The following is an 18,203-nucleotide window of genomic DNA, read 5'->3' on the forward strand; positions in this document are numbered from 1 at the left end:
CGGAAGCGGCGGCGGACCCGGGGGACCCGCCGCCGCCAGCCTCACGCGTTACGCCGACATCAGTTCTGGAGCGGCGCAGCGGTTGCGCGCAGCGGTGCGTCGACGAAGGAGATGGTGGTGTGGCCGCCGCCGCCGTTCTTGGTCTCGACGCCGTTGCGGATGGAACCGACCAGCTTCTTCATGCCCGGGTCGATCTGCACGTTGACCAGGCCGCCTTCAGCCGTGGTGATCTTGCCGGCATGGACCGCGGCCAGGCAGACGATGGAGTTGAAGGCGTAGGAGTCGGTGCCGACGACGCGGCGCATGCGCAGGTCGCCGGGCGCGGCCGGGCAGTTGAAGGTCATCACCTGGCCCTTGAGGTCCTTGTTGGCCAGCCCGGTGCCGGTGAACTTGGCATCCCACTTCAGGCGCGGGATGTAGTCCTGGCGCGCCTCGTCGGCCGCCGCCGCGCTCTCGGCATCGACGAAGACCATGGAGCGCTGGGTGCCCGGCAGGCTGGCGCTGTCGACGCCGTTGCGGCTGCTGCCGGTGTAGGCCTCCAGGCCGGGGTTGAGCTGGATCATGACCTGGCCGCCGTCTTCGGTGGTGATCTTGCCGGCATGCAGGGCGGCGACGCAGATCGCGTTGTCGCTGGGATAGGCGTCGGTGCCGTAGACCTGCTCCATGGTGTCGCGCACCGAATGGGGCGGGCAGGCAACCGAGAAGCGCTGGCCGATGAACTTGTCGCTGTCGACCTGGAACTTCTTCAGCGCCGTGTCCCACTCGATCTCGGGGACCACCACTTCCTTATCCTGGGCCTGGGCCTCGGTGGTCAGCCCACCAGCAAAAGACATTCCGACAACAGAGACGGCAGCGACAAGGCTCAATTTGCGAAACATAATACCTCGATCTCCTATGCTTGGGTTGCGATAACATTCTGAAAAAACAAAAAGAACGGTCACTTCAGGGAAACCCTCTCGGCCGCCGCCGCCGTGGCGGCAGCGCGCGTTGAGTGGGTGCGATAAGTGGCGGGTGAGCGCTGCAATCCGGTACGTCGGTTCGTGCCATCGAGCGGCACAACAGACCTGGCCGTCACTGCCCTTTCGGTGCTGTCCGCAGCGGCGTGGCCCCGTCAGTGCCGGGCCGCCGATCTCGGGGACCGGCAGCAGCCAGCGCTTGGTCTTCAGCGAAGACGCCGCCTGCTGAAAGCAAGACTATGTCGGGGTGTGGCCGTGTCAGACTGTGCGCAAAGCCATCAAAGGCGGCGCAGCGTCACCCGGGCACTCAGCTCAGAGCAAGACATCCCCAGCCGACGGCACGCGCGTGCGCGGCGGCGCCGAGTCTTCCGACCCGGGGACTCCGGGCGCGTCGTCTCGGGACGCGTGGTCTTTGGATAAGGGGGTCGCAGGGGATATGGCTTGCGTGGAAGAATTCGGTGTTGCTCATTCCAGTCCTCACGGTCGTAGCATGATGACGGAGCAAGGCTGTCGCCTCGCAAAGCAGCCCCAGGTTCCTCCACCAAAACCTCAGGAGCTTCCGCTCGGGCGGTGTTCTAGCAAAACCCGAAGCGGATTTCAGCCCCTTTATCGTTTCAGTTCTGTAACCGCAGCGTTGTGTCGTCTCGAAGGGAGTAGCGCCAGACGCGAATCGCACCCCGAAAGCGGTAGGCAGCCAACTGAAATCGCGCCGCCAAGGGCGCGTCACCGGCTGCGGTCAGGCGATCATGAGATCAAAAGGGCCAGGAGGTCGGAAGGGCCGGGCGGTCGGCAGGATGGTGGGCCCGGCAGGATTCGAACCTGCGACAACACCGTTATGAGCGGTGGGTTCTAACCGCTGAACTACGGGCCCGGCGCCATTGTGCCCCTGCAAGCCCATAGATCAAGTGAATTGCCGGTCCGCCCCAGACGAAGCAGACGAAGGCCGGGGCGACGACCGGGGCTGCCTGCCGGCGGACTTCAGTTCGCCGCCTGCAGCAGTTGGACGTCGTCCGGGTCGTTCGGATAGATGAAGCCGTAGATCGGGAAACGCCCGCTGCCGTAGCGCTGGCCCGGGGTGTACCAGACCTGTACCACCGACCAGTCGTTGTTCTTGGAGACGTCGCGCACCGGCGTATAGCGGTGGATGCGGCCGCGGTTCAACCAGTTGGACTGATGCACCAGCACCTCGCGCTCGTTCAGAACCGCAACGATGTAGGCCAGATGCCCCTGGCGCAGCCGCTTGGTCTTGCTCCAGACCATGACCGCTCCGGGCTGCGGCGCCGCGCCGCGCTCATACCGGCCGGTGGCTTTGGCCCACCACGTCCAGGCATCGCCGCGGATCTGGATGCCCGAAAGCTTGCGCGCATAGGGAACGCATTCCAGGTGGCGGCCCGCCGAGACGATGGCCGGGCGCGGCCGGGTCGGCAGCGGCAGCTTCGACAGGCCGATCAGACTCGCCTGAATCAGGGGTTCGTCGGCAGGCCTGCCGACCGCCGGCGTGTAGGCAGGGGCGACGCTCCGGCGCTCGCCGTGGGCCTGCGGCAGGCCCCCCGCCGTCTCCCCCGCCGTCTGCGCCTGGGCAGCGGCGGATGCGGCCGGGACAGGCGGGGACCCGTCGGGACCACCCGGCGGCTTCGCCGTGACGCAGGCGGAAAGGAGCCCGAGGAGGCCGAGCACCGCGAGGCGGGCAGCCATCGCAGATCCTCTCGAGCGACCCTGGCTTGAGCGCGCCGGGCCTGATCGATCCTGGCTTGAGCGCTCCGGGCCTGATCGATCCGGGCCCTGGGATCGACGCCCGCACCGCTCAGCACCCGAAGGGACGCCGAAGCACCCCGGCATCCGATCATAAATCATGTGGCTGACCCCGCCGGACCGGCGGGCACTGACGGCAGGCTGCAAGAAACGAATTTCCCCCAACACTCCAACAGGCCGACGACGCGGCCCTTATTGTTCTTCCACCAAGACCCGATGTCCCAAATCCCTGCGCGCAAACCTAGCTCCTGGCCTTCACAAGTCAAGGCATCCGAGTTAACGGAGCGCGCGGGGCAAGTCACAATCGGGCCCTACGCAAGAATTCTATACGCGGGGGGAATAGAAGGTCTCCCAAAAGCGTTGTCAGGGCACAGTTTTGACATAGCTGTGCAGAGTCCAGACTCCCTATATCTCTCGCGGGGCAGTCGGGACTCTGCGGGAATTGAAGCGCTGTATTGAGGAGAACCTTATGATTCGCCTACCTATCCTTATGACCGCCGCAGCTCTTGCACTTTCTGCTTGCGGGTCCTCGACCGGCGACCGCGGCCTGAGTGGCGCTGGCATCGGCGCGGGCGCCGGTGCCGTGGTCGGTGCCGTGACCGGCCTCACCATCGTTGAAGGCGCCCTGATCGGCGCCGCGGCGGGCGGCCTGACCGGTGCCCTGACCGACGAAGACACCATCGATCTGGGCAAGCCGTTCTGGGAATAGGCCGACGCCGCCCCTGAAGGCGCCGAACGCCCATCGCCCGCTCATCGCGCGCAGACGAATCCCTCATGCCGTCGCGTAACGGACTGGCCGTGCTGCTCGTACTCGGCGTGCTGAGCGGCTGCGCGGCGACCGGCCCCACGGAAAAGCGGCATACAGAGAACCAGCCTGTGGAGGGACAGGCGGCCACGCCTGCGCCGGCGGACGAACCATCCGCCGGCCGGGCAGCTTTGCGCGCTTCACCGGCGGCCCGCCCGGCACGGCCAGGCGCCGCTCTCGCAGCTCTGCCGCCTGAGCCGGACGATCCGGACATCGGGGCCGCCGAACGGGTGACCGAGACCTTCAGCGGCCTCGCCTCCTGGTATGGCAAACGCTTTCACGGACGGCTGACGGCCAGCGGCAGCCGCTTCGACATGAACGCCATGACCGCGGCGCACCGCAGCCTGCCTTTCGGAACCCGGGTCCGCGTGACCAACGAGTCCAACCAGCGCTCCATCGTGGTGACCATCAACGACCGCGGCCCCTTCATCAAACCGCGCATCATCGACCTCTCCCTGGCCGCTGCCGAGGCGCTCGGCTTCGTCGACGAGGGCCTCACCAAAGTCCGCGTCGAGGTGCTGGCCGAGGGCTGAAGATTGGGTTAGAGGTCCAGGCTAGAGATCCGGTTCGAAGACGGTTTGGGGCGTGGCGACACCGCGCAGGCTGTGCTCACCATGGTTCTTGAAGGCACAGTCCGGCAGGTGCCCGGCGAAGTCGGCCGAGACCAGCAGCTTGTGCCCCAGGTTGCCGGCGAGGTCCGCCAGGCGACTCGCCAGGTTCACACCGCTGCCGACGACGGTGTAGTCGAGCCTGGCGCCGGAGCCGATGTTGCCGTAAGCGACCTCGCCGAAATGAAGCGCGATCTTGATGTCGAAGCGCCGGTCTTCGGCGGTTTCTGCGCGCTCTGCCTCGACCCGTTCCAGGATCGCCTTGGCCGCGGACAAGGCCTTGGCGCAGGCGGCCGCATCGTCCTCGCCCGCCCCGTAGATCGCCAGCACGCCGTCGCCGATGTACTTCAGCACCTCTCCGCCGCCCTCTTCCACCGGCGGCACGACACAATCGAAGTAGCGGTTCAGCAGGTCCACCGTCCCCTCCGCCGTCATGGTGGATGAGAGCGCGGTGAACCCGCGCATATCGGCGAAGATGATCGCGGCGCGCATGGGCACGATATCGCCGCGCCGCACCTGCCCGGAGAGAATACGCGCCTGCGGTTCCTCGCCCACGTACATGCGCAGGGTTTCGTGCAGCAGGATCCAGACGCGGTTGAGATCGAGGACGATGGCCATGGAGTCCTCGATCGCGCGCAGCAGCGCGAGGTCCGAGGGACTGAAGCCCTGGGGGTGACGGGTGGCGAAGGTCAGCCCCCCTTCGGTGCCGTCGCGAAAGAAGACGGGCACGCAGATGTAGTGGGTGTACCCCTCCGCGCGGAGCTCCGGGACGATGCCGTAAGCCGCATCGTCAATCTCGTCGAGGCGGAAGATCACCCAGTCACGGGTACGGTGCGCCTCGAAGTAGGGACTGGCCTCATAGAGATCGTCATTGCCCCAGGGAAACTCCAGCACCTGAATCCCCCCTTCGCGCGTCCAGTTGCGGCCGAGTCCCTGGCGCACCGCGTAGAGGGTCGGGATGGCGCTGGTCATGCGGTCCAGCGGCACACCGGCTTCGATCAGGCGGCTGACGAAGCCGTTCACGGTGTCGTCGGGATTGTCGAGGAAACGCGCCTCACCGATCAGCCAGTGCTGGATCGCCATGGCCCTGGCCAGGACATCGCGGTCGACGTCCTCAAGGGATGTTCGCTGAATCGTCATCGGAGTCTGCCAGACTGGCACGGGTGAAGAAAAAGTGTCTTCTGTAAATTTTGGTGCGGAGGCAGATAAATCAAGGACTTCGCCCGGCCGGCGCGCCGAGGCCCATGACCGCGCCGGCGTGGCTGACGCGCCGCCGCGACAGATCGACCCGCATCAGATCCTCGCCCAGCAGGATCGGCCCGGCATAGTCGGCGCGCACCTCGTCGAGCAACTTGTCACGGTCGGCGGCAGGCGGCACGAAGTGGGTCAGGGCCAGGCAGGCGACCCCGGCCTCCGCCGCGATCTTGCCGACCTCGCTGGAGAGGGTGTGATAGCCGGCCACGTTGGCCACGGTCTCGGCGGAGCGCACACCCTCGACCACCGGCATCTCGCGGTGGACGAAGACCTCGTGGACCAGCAGGTCGGCGCCGCGGGCGGCCTTGATCAGCGCCGGGCAATAGCGCGTGTCACCGGAGAGCGCCAGACGCTTTCCACCGGCCTCGAACACGAAGCCGAAGGCATGGCGCACCGGCTTGTGGTCCACCTCCACGACCGCGACCGCCAGCCCGCCGAAGCTCAGCACCTGGCCCGCCGCGATCTCCGTCACGTCGATCTCCAGGGCCGCGGTCGAAGGCCGTTTCTCATGGGCGATGCGCTGGGTCAGCTCCGGGTCCCAGAGCGCCATCAGGCCTTCGACGTAGCGGCGTGTGCCCGGCGGCCCGTAGACCGGCAGCGGCCGGTCGCGCCCCTGGTGCCAGGAAGAGACGATGAGTTGGAAGAGGTCGACCAGATGATCGGAGTGCAGGTGGGTCAGCAGCAGCGCGTCGAGATCGCGCCCCGGCACGCCGGCGGCGAGCAGGCGCTGGGTCACGCCGGACCCGCAATCGACCAGAACCTTTGCGTCGCCTGCGAGGACGACTTGCGCCGGCCCGTAGCGCTCCGTCGAGACCACCGGACAGCCGGTGCCGAGAAAAACGAACTCCATGGCCGCAGGCTAGCGAGTCCGCGCACCCAGGCAACGAAAAAGGGCAGCACGCTTTCGGAGCAGTGGAACCGCCGACCCGTCGCTTGCCCATCCTTCGAGACGCGTGCCTCCGGCACGCTCCTCAGGATGAGGGACGCATAACCCAAGCTCTCGCCTCATGCTGAGGAGCGAGCACAGCGAGCGTCTCGAAGCATGCGGCGGCGCGCAACTTTCGCCAGCCGGTTAGAGGTCCAACTCGATCCAGGCGGGATCGTGGTCGCTGCCGTCGCCGCCGTGCTTGGTGCGGCGGTCGATCATCGCCAGGGTCTGGCGCGGCGCCAGCGAGGGGCTGAGCCAGATGTGGTCGTAGAGGTGATACTCGGCGGGCTTTCCCGAAGGCTTGAAGCGGTGCGTCCAGGCGGGGCCCGGCGGCATCGGCGTATCGGCCTTGGGCGGCCGGGTCTCCGTCGGCGCCGCGAGCGCATTGACGAGGCCGAGGTCGGAGTTGGCGAAGGCGGCCAGGGGTGCGGCCTCCGGCGGGTCGTTCATGTCACCGGTCAGGATGTAGCGGCTGTTGGGGCGGGTCTGGTCTTCGATGATCCGCCTGACGGTCTCCGCCTGGCGGCGGCGGCGCGTGTCGTTCTTCTGCTTGCCGGCGACCGGGTCGTCGCGGAAGTCGACGAAGTGGCTTTTCAGATGGGTGTTGAAGACCGTGAAGAGGGTACGCCGGCGTGTCGGGTTCAGCACCTCTACCTGCAAAAGGTCGCGCCCGAAGATCGGCTCGTCCGGATCTTCTGCATGCACCGCCTGGTGCCAGCTCGTCACCTGCCCCAGGGGATACTTGGAAAGCAGCCCGACGTCGATCAGCCGCGGATCGTTGCCTTCGATCAGCGTGTAGTAGGGATAGAGGCTGCCGAGGTCCTGGTGATTGAAGGTCTTCAGGATGTCGATGTTCTCGACCTCCTGCACCGCCAGGACGTCGACGTCCATCGCCTTGACCCGCGCGGCGATCGTCGCCCGGTCGTCCTTGTCCTTGGTCTTGACGAGACGGCCCTTGAAGGTGCGCAGGCGGTAGACGTCGCCCTCGGTGAACTTGTAGGTGACCTTGGAACTGACGCCGGTGTCGTTCTTCTTGATGGCCTCGACCTGTCCCGAGAAGTTGTAGCGCGAGAACAGATTGTTCAGGTTGAAGGTGCCGATGGTGATGCGCATGGCCGCGGTGCCCCTGCCCGTAGTCTCCCCCGAGTAAGGCCGGGACGATACCACAGGTTGTGCAGCGCAGCCATCGCCCAGCAGGGTTAGAGGCACCGCAAAAGACCAAGGAATCCGTAAGAAAAAGGGCCGCCCCGGGGAGCGGCCCTTGTCATCGTCGCGTCACGATCCGGTCATGTATCCAGGAAGGACCGCAGCTTCCGCGAGCGGCTCGGGTGCTTCAGCTTCCTCAGCGCCTTGGCCTCGATCTGGCGGATGCGCTCGCGCGTGACGGAGAACTGCTGACCCACCTCTTCCAAAGTGTGGTCGGTGTTCATGCCGATGCCGAAGCGCATGCGCAGCACGCGCTCCTCGCGCGGCGTCAGGCTGGCCAGCACCCGCGTCGTGGTCTCGCGCAGGTTGGACTGGATCGCCGCGTCCAGCGGGATGACCGCGTTCTTGTCCTCGATGAAGTCGCCGAGGTGGCTGTCTTCCTCGTCGCCGATGGGCGTCTCCAGGGAGATCGGCTCCTTGGCGATCTTGAGCACCTTGCGCACCTTCTCCAGCGGCATGACCAGCCGCTCGGCCAGTTCCTCCGGCGTCGGCTCGCGGCCGATCTCGTGCAGCATCTGGCGGCTGGTGCGCACCAGCTTGTTGATGGTCTCGATCATGTGCACCGGAATACGGATGGTGCGCGCCTGGTCGGCAATCGAGCGGGTGATCGCCTGGCGGATCCACCAGGTGGCGTAGGTCGAGAACTTGTAGCCGCGGCGGTACTCGAACTTGTCGACCGCCTTCATCAGGCCGATGTTGCCTTCCTGAATGAGGTCGAGGAACTGCAGGCCGCGGTTGGTGTACTTCTTGGCGATGGAGATCACCAGGCGCAGGTTGGCCTCGACCATCTCGGTCTTGGCCTTGCTGGCCTCCTTCTCGCCGGTCTGCACCGTCTTGACGATGCGGCGGAATTCGTTGATCGGCAGTTCGCTCTCGGCGGCGACTTCCGCCACTTCCTTGCGGATCTTCTTGACGTCGTCGCCGTAGCGCTCGGCGAACTTCGACCAGCCCTTGCCGGTCAGGCGCTTCACCCGGCTGACCCAGCGCGGGTCGAGCTCACGCCCGAAGTAGTGGTCCAGGAAGTCCTGGCGCTTCACGCCGCAGCGCTCGGCCATGCGCAGCATCTTGCCTTCGAAGCCGAGCAGGCGGCGGTTGAGGCCGTAGAGATGGTCGACAAGCTGTTCGATGCGCGCATTGTTGAAGTGCACGCCCTCCATCAGCTCGACCAGTTCCTGCTGCAGCTTCTCGTAACGCCGCTCGGTCTGGGGCGTGGTCTTCTCGCCCTTCTGGAAGGCGGTCAGGCGGCGCTCCTGGACCTTGGTGATCTTCTTCCAGGTCTTGGCAATGTCGTCGAGGGTGTCGAGCACCTGGGGCAACAGCGCTGCTTCCATGGCGGCGAGGGAGATGGAGTTCTCCTCCTCCTCGTCGTCGTCCTCGTCCTCGCCCTCACCTTCGCCCTTGGCCTCGGCTTCCTCGTCCTCCTCCTCGGAGGCGGGCGTGGCGCCGTTCTTGCCGACCTTCTTGCCCTTGGCCGCCTTTTCGTCCTTCGCGTCCTTGTCGTCGGACTTCTCCCCGGACTTTTCCCCCGACTTCTCCTGGGGCTTGGCTTCGGGCTCGTCTTCCATCTCGGCGATCTCGGCGACCGCCTGGTTCATGGCGTCTTCGGTCGGCCCGCCGCCGTAGGTCGCATCCAGATCGATGATGTCACGCAGCAGAATACGCCCCTCGATCAGCGCCTCGCGCCAGACCAGCAACGCGCGGATCGTCAGCGGGCTTTCGCAGATGCCGCCGATCATTTTCTCGCGGCCGGCCTCGATGCGCTTGGCGATGGCGATCTCGCCCTCGCGGGACAGCAGCTCGACCGAGCCCATCTCCCGCAGGTACATGCGCACCGGATCGTCGGTGCGGCCGATGTCGTCGTCGTTCAGATTGCCGGTGGCGGTGGCGGTGCCTTCCTTGGCGTCGTCATCGGCGGCCGCCTCTTCCTGTTCCTCGCTCTCGATGACGGTGATGCCCATCTCGGAAAGCAGGGACATGGTGTCCTCGATCTGCTCGGAGGACATTTGATCCGGCGGCAGGACCGCGTTCAGCTCGTCGTAGGTGACGTAGCCGCGCTCCTTTGCCTTCGCGATCATCTTCTTGACGGCTGCGGACATGGAGTCCATCAGGGGTCCGTCGGAGGATTCCTCGCGCGATTCCGTCGCTTCAGCGTTCTCGTTCGCCTTCGTCGCCATTCAGCCCACTACCTCAGATGCCTTGACCACAGTGTTCGGCGGCCTGCGCGGGGGCCCAGATCCCGCCAGCCGGAGGTGGTCTTGTTTCAGTCGTCTTGGTTCAAGAGTCCGCCTTATGCACGGATCGCTCGGACAGGGCCTCGAAACGATCCAGGTCCACTTTGCGGCCCTCTTCTTGGTCGCGGATTTTCTGAGCAGCCTGCATACGTTTCAGCTGTTCCTCCGCCATATCCTTCGCAAGCGCATTGGCCTCCTCGACAACCAGAGGACCGAGCCGGCGCTCACGCATAACCCCCAAAATGTGCATAACGGATTGCCGCGCCACCTCTTCCGAGGCGTCGGGTCGGGCAAACCTGCCATGCACATAACGCTCCGGGGCCAAAAGCGTGGCCAAAAGCCCCGAAAACCCCAGTTCTGAGAGGTGGCATTTCACACCTTCACTGTCAAGGTCCGTATTGCCGGCGATACAGTCGATCAAAGCCTGCCGTAAGCCATCGAGATCGCGGTCAGCGAAGTCCAGACCTGCCAGATCCTCAACCAACTCGGTTAATAATTTGTTGTGATTGATCAGCGCGGCAAGGAGCAGTTCTTCCGTGCGGTTGGGCGCCGGCACCTCGCTGGCCGAACGGCGCCGGGCCGGCGGATAGGGGTCCACCGGCCAGCCGCGGCCACCGCCGAACCGGGCCTTGCCCCCGCGTCCGCCGCGGAAACCCTGGGAAAATCGTTCTCCACTCCTACCCTGGCGCCCGGCGCCCGGGTTAAAGACCTCGCCGTAGCGGCGGTCCATCTCCGCGCGGTAGTCCTCGCGCAGGTCCGGGTCGCGGATCGCCCCTACCTGCTCGCGCAGCGCGGCGCGGATGGCGGCCCGGCGCTCCGGCGTGTCGGCGGGCCGGCCCTCGACCGCCTTGCGCCAGACCAGATCGGCCAGCGGCAGGGCGGCATCCAGCACCCCGCGCAGAGCCTGGGCGCCGCGGTTGCGCAGCAGACTGTCCGGGTCCTCCCCCGCCGGCAGCAGGGCGAAACGCAGGCTTTTCCCCGGTTTCAGCAGCGGCATGGCGCGCTCGGCGGCGCGGAAGGCGGCGCGCTGGCCCGCCGCATCGCCGTCGAAACAGAGCGTCGGCTCCGGCGCCAGGCGCCAGAGGGCGGCGATCTGATCCTCGGTGATGGCGGTGCCCAGCGGCGCCACCGCCGCCGGAAAGCCGCCCTCGGCCAGGGCGATGACGTCCATGTAGCCCTCCGCCACCAGCACCTCGCCGCTGTCGTGCGCCGCCTTGCGGGCGCGGGCCAGGTTGTAGAGCTCCCGGCCCTTGTGGAACAACGGGGTTTCCGGGGAATTCAGGTACTTGGCCTTGGAGTCCCCCAGGGCCCGGCCGCCGAAGGCGATCACCCGCCCCCGCCGGTCGGTGATGGGGAAGATGACGCGGTGGAAGAAGTAATCCCGCAGCGCTTCTTCGGTGGCGGGGGCGCCCTCGTCGCGCTTCACCAGCCCGGCCTCGATCAACTGCTCCACTGCGATCCCGCGCGCCCGGAGCGCCCGGGCCAGCGCGCCGCGCTCCCGCGGCGCGAAACCCAGGCGAAAGGCCGCCACCGTCTGGGGCGCCAGGCCGCGCCCGGCCAGATAGTCGCGCGCCTCCGCCCCGGCGCTGCCGGCAAGCTGCTCCTGAAACCAGACCGCCGCCGCCTCCAGCACATCCAGCAGGCCGGCGCGCTTCTCCGCCCGGGCGCGGTCCTGCGGGTCCTGCTGGGGCACCGCCATGCCGGCCAAACCCGCCAGCCGCTCCACGGTTTCCGGGAAGCTCAGGCCCTCGGTGTTCATGACGAAGTCGAAGGCGCTGCCATGCGCCCCGCAGCCGAAGCAGTGGTAGAAGCCCTTGTCGTCACTGACCGTGAAGGAGGGTGTTTTCTCGTTGTGAAAGGGACAGAGCCCGCTGTGCTCGCGGCCCCGCTTCACCAGCTTCACCCGCCGCCCGATCACCTCCGACAGGGTGATGCGGTTGCGCAGCTCGTCCAGGAAATCCGGCGGAAAGGCCATCGGCGAAAGCGACTCAGGTCTGTCTCGGCTCAGGGTTTTTCCGGCAGCCAAACGGCATTCAACCGCCGCTCAGTCCAACCCGCCGGTCGCACAGACTATCAGCAGATCCGCTCCACCGCACTGCCGTGAAACGCTTCGCGGGCCACAACGGTCTGGATGGATCGGCGCCAACCCAGTGGAAATCCTGTGAGTTTCCGGTTGAAAAACGGGGATAGTACAGGATGGTCGGGCTTCGCTATGGGTCGCCGCCACTTCATTCCAGGCGCATCTTGAACCAGGGGGTCGGTGCGGCCGTGCCTTCCTCCACCACCGCGAATCCGAAGCGCTCGTAGAGCCGCCGCGCGCCGGTGTTGGGCGTGTCGGTTTTCAACTCCACCGGACGGCCGATGGCCGCCAGCACTTCGCTCAGCAGGGCCGAGCCGATGCCCCGGCCCTGCCAGGCCGGCGCGACGAAGAGATTGTGGAGAAACCAGTACTCGGGGGCCCGCCAGACCGAGGCAAAGGCAAGAACCCCGGCGCTGCCGTCCGTGTTTCCGTCCAGGCCCGTGTCCGGGCCGCCGGCCTCGGCCACCCAGAGCGCCTCGCCATAGGTGGAGCCGGCGAACTCCTCCAAAGCGTAGTCCCGATCCTCCCAGTGGAAGGCGGCCCGGCGGGCGTCGCGGTAGATTTCGGCGCAGGCCGGCGCGTCGCTGTCCCGCGCCTTGCGGAAAACGGGCTGGATCGGACCCGGAGTCAAACGAGGGGTCAGACGAGGGCTTCCTTGACGATGCCGCTGGCCTTGCCGAAGTCCATGCGGCCGGGATAGCGCTCCTTCAGGGTGCCCATGACCCGGCCCATGTCCTTGACGCTGGAGGCGGAAAGCTCGGAGATCACACCCTCGATGGCGGCGCGCATGTCCATCTCGTCCATCTGCTTGGGCAGAAAGCGCTCGATGACCCCGATTTCCTCGGCTTCCCGCTTGGCCAGATCGTCGCGTCCGCCCTTGGTGTACATCTCGATGGAATCGTGACGCTGCCGGACCATCTTCTGCAGCATCTCCAGGATCGCCTCGTCGCCAACCCCCTCGCCGTTACCCTTGCCGCGCTCGGCGATGTCGCGGTCTTTCAGGGCCGCCAGGATCAAGCGCAGGGTCGAGGTGGCCTCGGCCTCCTTGGCTTTCATGGCGTCCTTCAAAGCGTCGTTCAGACGAGTGCGCAACATGGATGGTCTTCCCTTTCCCTCGCAAGGCGCGGGAGGTTAGCCCAATTACCCCAATTTGGCAAAACACCTTATGATGACTTAACTAATTGAAATATATAGATTATGGACTTTTTCCTGACCGTGGTGCCAGGGGGGCTTTTCCTGGCGGCCCGTTGCCGCTAAACATCTCATCGCCTGCGTTCTAGGATCCGCTTCATGAACGACGCCCCGACCGCTTCCAACCCGTCCGCCGAGGACGGGCCGCCGCTTCCTGCGCCCGATCTCGTGCCCAATCTCGTGCGGGGTGAAGCCGCCCTGATCCTGGCCGACGGCACGATGTTTCGCGGCCGCGGCCTGGGGGCCAGCGGCCACGCGGTGGGCGAGGTCTGCTTCAACACCTCGATGACCGGCTATCAGGAGATCGCCACCGATCCCTCCTACGCCGGACAGATCATCACCTTCACCTTTCCCCACATCGGCAACGTCGGCGCCAACCCCGAAGACATCGAGACCACCACCCCGGCGGTGCGCGGGCTGGTGCTGCGCGCGGAGATCACCGACCCCTCCAACTGGCGCGCGGCCCAGCACCTGGACGCCTGGCTGAAGTCCCACAACCTCGCTGGGCTGGCGGGGGTCGATACCCGGGCGATCACCGCGCGCATCCGCGACATCGGCGCCCCCAAGGGCTGCATCGTGCACTACGGCGAGGGCGCCCAGGGCGATGGAGTCCGGGCGCCGGACCTGTCGGCGCTGCGCGGCGAAGCGGCGGCCTGGGCAGGCCTGGAGGGCATGGACCTGGCCGCCGAGGTGAGCTGCCGGCAGACCTACCGCTGGTCGGAAACACGCTGGGCCATCGGCCAGGGCTACGGCAGCCTGGCCGAACCGCGCCACAAGGTTGTCGCCGTCGATTTCGGCGCCAAGCGCAACATCCTGCGCTGTCTGGCGAGCCTCGGCTGCGATGTCACGGTGGTGCCGGCCGATGCGACGGCGGAAGACATCCTGAACCACCAGCCCGATGGGATTTTTCTCTCCAACGGGCCGGGCGATCCGGCTGCGACCGGCGTCTACGCCGTGCCCACCATCCAGACTCTGATGGAAACCGGCCTGCCGATCTTCGGCATCTGCCTGGGCCACCAGATCCTGGCGCTGGCGCTGGGGGCGAAGACCGAGAAAATGCATCTCGGCCACCGCGGCGCCAACCACCCGGTGAAGGACCTGGAGACCGGGCGGGTGGAGATCACCAGCCAGAACCACGGCTTCCGCGTGCTGGCCGAAAGCCTGCCCGCCGGCGTCGAGGAAAGCCACGTCTCCCTCTTCGACCGCTCCAATGAGGGGCTCAGGGTCGCCGGGCGTCCGGTCTTCTCCGTGCAGTACCATCCGGAGGCCTCCCCCGGTCCGCAGGACAGCCACTACCTCTTCCAGCGCTTCGTCGATCTGATCGAGTCAGAGAAAGCCGCCAAGACCAAGCATGCCCAAGCGCAGTGATATCCAGTCCATCCTGATCATCGGGGCCGGGCCGATCGTCATCGGCCAGGCCTGCGAGTTCGACTACTCCGGGGCGCAGGCCTGCAAGGCGCTGAAGGAGGAGGGCTACCGGGTGATCCTGGTGAACTCCAACCCCGCCACCATCATGACCGACCCGGACCTGGCCGACGCCACCTACGTGGAGCCGATCACGCCGGCGATGGTGGCCAAGGTGATCGAGCGCGAACGCCCGGACGCCCTGCTGCCCACCATGGGCGGCCAGACGGCGCTCAACACCGGCCTGGCGCTGGAGCGCGACGGCACGCTGGAAAAGTTCGGCGTCGAGATGATCGGCGCCAAGGGCGACGTCATCGACAAGGCGGAGGACCGCCAGCGCTTCCGCGAAGCAATGGACAAGATCGGCCTGAAGTCGCCGCGCTCGCGCCTGGTGAACAGCTACGAGGACGCCATGACGGCGCTGGAGGACATCGGCCTGCCGGCGATCATCCGGCCCTCCTTCACCCTCGGCGGCACCGGCGGCGGCATCGCCTACAACCCGGACGACTTCGAGGAGATCGTGCGCGGCGGCCTGCGCGCCTCGCCCACCAGCGAGGTGCTGATCGAACAGTCGGTGCTGGGCTGGAAGGAGTACGAGATGGAGGTGGTCCGCGACTGTGCGGACAACTGCATCATCATCTGCTCCATCGAGAACGTCGATCCCATGGGCGTGCACACCGGCGACTCCGTTACCGTGGCGCCGGCGCTGACCCTGACCGACAAGGAGTACCAGATCCTGCGCGACGCCTCGATCGCCGTGCTGCGGGAGATCGGCGTCGACACCGGCGGTTCCAACGTGCAGTTCGCGGTCAACCCCGAGGACGGCGAGTTGGTCATCATCGAGATGAACCCGCGCGTCTCGCGCTCATCGGCGCTAGCGTCCAAGGCGACCGGCTTTCCCATCGCCAAGATCGCCGCCAAGCTGGCGGTCGGCTATACGCTGGACGAACTGGACAACGACATCACCAAGGTGACGCCGGCCTCCTTCGAGCCGACCATCGACTATGTCGTCACCAAGATGCCGCGCTTCACCTTCGAGAAGTTTCCCGGCGCCGAGCCGCTGCTCACCACCTCCATGAAGTCGGTGGGCGAGGCCATGGCCATCGGCCGCTGCTTCGCCGAGTCCCTGCAGAAGGCCCTGCGCTCCATGGAGACCGGCCTTACCGGTCTCAACGAGGTGGAAATCCCCGGCGCGCTGGACAGCGACGGCCAGGTCGACCGCGACGCCATCCGCACCGCGCTGGGCGCGCCGCGGCCCGACCGCCTGCTCACCATCGCCCAGGCCTTCCGCCACGGCCTGACGCTGGTGGAGATCCTGGAGACCACCCACTATGACCCCTGGTTCCTGCGTCAGGTGAAGGCCATCGTCGATGCCGAGGACGGCGTCCGCGAAAACGGCCTGCCGCAGGACCGCGCGACCTGGCTGGCGCTGAAGAAGATGGGCTTTTCCGATGCCCGCCTCGCCGAGTTGGCGGGCAGCGAGGAAGAGGCCGTCGCCGCCCGGCGCCGCGGCCTGTCGATCAGCCCCGTCTACAAGCGCATCGACACCTGCGCCGGGGAGTTCCCCTCGGTCACGCCCTACATGTATGCGACCTACGAGGACGGCCACGAAGGCCCCGAGGGCGGGCGCCCGCCGGCCTGCGAGGCCGACCCCAGCGACCGCCGCAAGGTCATGATCCTGGGCGGCGGGCCCAACCGCATCGGTCAGGGCATCGAGTTCGACTACTGCTGCGTCCATGCCGCCTATGCGCTGAGCGAGGCCGGCTACGAAACCATCATGGTCAACTGCAATCCGGAAACCGTGTCGACGGATTACGACACCTCCGACCGGCTCTACTTCGAACCCCTGACCGCCGAAGACGTGATCGCCATCGCCCGCACCGAACAGAGCCGCGGCGACCTGAAAGGCGTCATCGTGCAGCTCGGCGGGCAGACGCCGCTGAAACTCTCCTACGCGCTGGAGGCCGCCGGCATTCCGATCCTCGGCACCGCCGCCGATGCCATCGACCTGGCCGAGGACCGGCGACGGTTCCAGACCCTGCTCAGTGACCTCGGCCTGCGCCAGCCGCCCAACGGCACCGCGACGACGCGCGAAGAAGCCCTCGCAGTGGCCGAGCGCATCGGCTACCCGGTGCTGATCCGCCCCTCCTACGTGCTGGGCGGGCGGGCCATGGAGATCGTCCACGAGCAGGCGCAGCTTGAGCGCTACATCGCCACCGCGGTGAAGGTCTCCGGCCGCAACCCGGTGCTGATCGACAGCTACCTGCGCGACGCCATCGAGGTTGACGTGGATGCGCTGGCCGACGGCGAGGAAGTCTTCATCGCCGGTGTCATGGAGCACATAGAGGAGGCCGGCATCCACTCCGGCGATTCGGCCTGCTCCCTGCCGCCCCACACCCTGGCCCCGGCCCTGGTGGAGGAGATCGGCCGCCAGACCAAGCAGCTTGCCCGAGCGCTCAACGTCGTCGGCCTGATGAACGTGCAGTTCGCCGTGCAGGACGAGGACATCTACATCCTGGAGGTCAATCCCCGGGCCAGCCGCACGGTGCCCTTCGTCGCCAAGGCGACCGGCCTGCCCATCGCCAAGATCGCCGCGCGCCTCATGGCCGGCGAGAAGCTGAAGGACTTCGACCTCAAGAAGAGCGGGAACGGCCACATTGCCGTGAAGGAAGCGGTCTTCCCCTTTGCGCGCTTCCCCGGCGTCGACGTCATGCTGGGCCCGGAGATGCGCTCGACCGGCGAGGTCATGGGCCTGGACAGCGATTTCGCCCGCGCCTTCTTAAAGGCGCAGTTGGGCGCCGGCGTCACCCTGCCCGACAGCGGCACGGTTTTCATCTCCGTGAAGGACGGCGACAAGGCGGTCTTCGCCCCGGTCGCCCATGCCATCGCCAAGCTCGGCTTCCGCATCATGGCCACCGGCGGCACGGCCAAATACCTTGCCGAACAGGGGCTTGACGTCGAGACCGTGAAAAAGGTGCGGGAGGGCCGCCCGCACATCGTCGATGCCATGAAGTCCGGCCAGGTTCAGCTCGTCTTCAATACCACCGAAGATGCCAAGGCGATCGCCGACTCCTTCGAGCTCAGGCGCACCGCGTTAACCAATTCGATACCCTACAGTACTACCTCAGACGGCGCGAAAGCAGCGGTTCAGGCCATTGAGGCCATGCGTTCGGCTGATCTTGCAGTCGCTCCGCTGCAATCCTATTTTAGATCTTCGTAGTTGTGCTGTAGACTTTACAGCCCCGCCAAATCAGGCACACTTGTTCTCTTGGCAATTAGGAAGCATCAGGTTTGCTCCCATGAGCGACAAAGTACCCATGACGGCGCAAGGCTATTCCAGCCTTGAAGAAGAGCTGCGTTACTTGAAAACAACCGCGCGGCCGGAAGTCATCCGCGCGATTGCCGAAGCACGCGAGCACGGCGACCTTTCCGAGAACGCCGAATACCATGCCGCGCGCGAGCGCCAGAGCTTTATCGAGGGCCGCGTGGCCGAGCTCGAGGACAAGATCGCCCGGGCCGAGGTCATCGACGTGGCCTCGCTGGACGGCGACACGGTCAAGTTCGGCGCCACCGTGACCCTGGTGGACGAGGACACCGACGCCGAGACCGCCTACCAGCTGGTGGGCGAGATGGAGGCCGACGTGAAGGCAGGCCGCCTGGCCATCACCGCACCGCTGGCCCGTGCGCTTATTGGCAAGGAAGTGGGCGATTCCGTCGAGGTCATGACCCCCGCCGGCTCCAAGGCCTACGAAATCCTGAAAGTCCAATACGTCTGAGCGGCCGCGCTG

General features: G+C 66.4%; 14 protein-coding genes and 1 tRNA gene. 5 read left to right on the plus strand and 10 right to left on the minus strand.

The window, feature by feature from the left end:
* Window positions 1–59: 59 nt before the first annotated feature.
* The 3 genes from ACO06P_RS09595 to ACO06P_RS09605 all read right to left on the minus strand — a co-directional run bounded on the left by ACO06P_RS09595 (window position 60) and on the right by ACO06P_RS09605 (window position 2,651).
* Entirely contained in the window at window positions 60–878 is an 819-nt protein-coding gene (locus ACO06P_RS09595; RefSeq protein ID WP_420349896.1) for an LCCL domain-containing protein, read from the minus strand.
* 873 nt (window positions 879–1,751) lie between these two features.
* Window positions 1,752–1,827: transfer RNA gene (locus tag ACO06P_RS09600), tRNA-Ile, on the minus strand.
* 107 nt (window positions 1,828–1,934) lie between these two features.
* The gene (locus ACO06P_RS09605; protein ID WP_420349897.1) at window positions 1,935–2,651 is read right to left on the minus strand and encodes a CHAP domain-containing protein; all 717 of its coding nucleotides are present in this window, start codon (window positions 2,649–2,651) and stop codon (window positions 1,935–1,937) included.
* Between the two features lie 526 nt (window positions 2,652–3,177).
* Between ACO06P_RS09605 and ACO06P_RS09610 the strand changes: the two genes are divergently transcribed.
* The gene (locus ACO06P_RS09610; RefSeq protein ID WP_420349898.1) at window positions 3,178–3,417 is read left to right on the plus strand and encodes a YMGG-like glycine zipper-containing protein; all 240 of its coding nucleotides are present in this window, start codon (window positions 3,178–3,180) and stop codon (window positions 3,415–3,417) included.
* Between the two features lie 65 nt (window positions 3,418–3,482).
* On the plus strand, window positions 3,483–4,046 hold the full coding sequence (locus ACO06P_RS09615) for a septal ring lytic transglycosylase RlpA family protein (RefSeq protein ID WP_420349899.1): 564 nt from the start codon (window positions 3,483–3,485) through the stop codon (window positions 4,044–4,046).
* Window positions 4,047–4,067: 21 nt separating this feature from the next.
* Here ACO06P_RS09615 and ACO06P_RS09620 read toward each other — a convergent pair whose 3' ends face one another.
* The 7 genes from ACO06P_RS09620 to ACO06P_RS09650 form a co-directional block, all read right to left on the minus strand.
* Complete coding sequence (locus ACO06P_RS09620) at window positions 4,068–5,261, minus strand: adenylate/guanylate cyclase domain-containing protein (RefSeq protein ID WP_420349900.1); 1,194 nt, start codon at window positions 5,259–5,261, stop codon at window positions 4,068–4,070.
* 70 nt (window positions 5,262–5,331) lie between these two features.
* The gene (locus ACO06P_RS09625; protein WP_420349901.1) at window positions 5,332–6,225 is read right to left on the minus strand and encodes an MBL fold metallo-hydrolase; all 894 of its coding nucleotides are present in this window, start codon (window positions 6,223–6,225) and stop codon (window positions 5,332–5,334) included.
* Between the two features lie 222 nt (window positions 6,226–6,447).
* The gene (locus ACO06P_RS09630) at window positions 6,448–7,416 is read right to left on the minus strand and encodes an endonuclease/exonuclease/phosphatase family protein (RefSeq protein WP_420349902.1); all 969 of its coding nucleotides are present in this window, start codon (window positions 7,414–7,416) and stop codon (window positions 6,448–6,450) included.
* 173 nt (window positions 7,417–7,589) lie between these two features.
* Entirely contained in the window at window positions 7,590–9,683 is a 2,094-nt protein-coding gene (rpoD, locus tag ACO06P_RS09635) for an RNA polymerase sigma factor RpoD (RefSeq protein WP_420349903.1), read from the minus strand.
* 100 nt (window positions 9,684–9,783) lie between these two features.
* Window positions 9,784–11,715: a DNA primase gene (gene dnaG / locus ACO06P_RS09640; protein ID WP_420349904.1), complete on the minus strand. Its 1,932-nt coding sequence runs from the start codon at window positions 11,713–11,715 to the stop codon at window positions 9,784–9,786.
* A gap of 253 nt (window positions 11,716–11,968) precedes the next feature.
* Window positions 11,969–12,451: a GNAT family N-acetyltransferase gene (locus tag ACO06P_RS09645; protein ID WP_420349905.1), complete on the minus strand. Its 483-nt coding sequence runs from the start codon at window positions 12,449–12,451 to the stop codon at window positions 11,969–11,971.
* Between the two features lie 8 nt (window positions 12,452–12,459).
* Window positions 12,460–12,915, minus strand: coding sequence for a GatB/YqeY domain-containing protein (locus ACO06P_RS09650; protein ID WP_420349906.1), 456 nt, complete (start codon window positions 12,913–12,915; stop codon window positions 12,460–12,462).
* 315 nt (window positions 12,916–13,230) lie between these two features.
* On the opposite strand from ACO06P_RS09650, the gene carA reads away from it, so the two are divergent.
* The 3 genes from carA (at window position 13,231) to greA (ending at window position 18,191) form a co-directional block, all read left to right on the plus strand.
* Window positions 13,231–14,379 (plus strand): glutamine-hydrolyzing carbamoyl-phosphate synthase small subunit, encoded by a 1,149-nt coding sequence (carA, locus tag ACO06P_RS09655; RefSeq protein ID WP_420349951.1) that lies wholly within the window; start codon window positions 13,231–13,233, stop codon window positions 14,377–14,379.
* Window positions 14,363–17,635, plus strand: coding sequence for a carbamoyl-phosphate synthase large subunit (gene carB / locus ACO06P_RS09660; protein ID WP_420349907.1), 3,273 nt, complete (start codon window positions 14,363–14,365; stop codon window positions 17,633–17,635). The genes carA and carB overlap by 17 nt, the downstream gene beginning before the upstream one ends.
* A gap of 79 nt (window positions 17,636–17,714) precedes the next feature.
* Window positions 17,715–18,191 (plus strand): transcription elongation factor GreA, encoded by a 477-nt coding sequence (greA, locus tag ACO06P_RS09665; protein WP_420349908.1) that lies wholly within the window; start codon window positions 17,715–17,717, stop codon window positions 18,189–18,191.
* Window positions 18,192–18,203: the final 12 nt, after the last annotated feature.

The sequence above is a fragment of the Pelagibius sp. genome (assembly GCF_965227505.1).
Classification (GTDB): domain Bacteria; phylum Pseudomonadota; class Alphaproteobacteria; order Kiloniellales; family Kiloniellaceae; genus Pelagibius.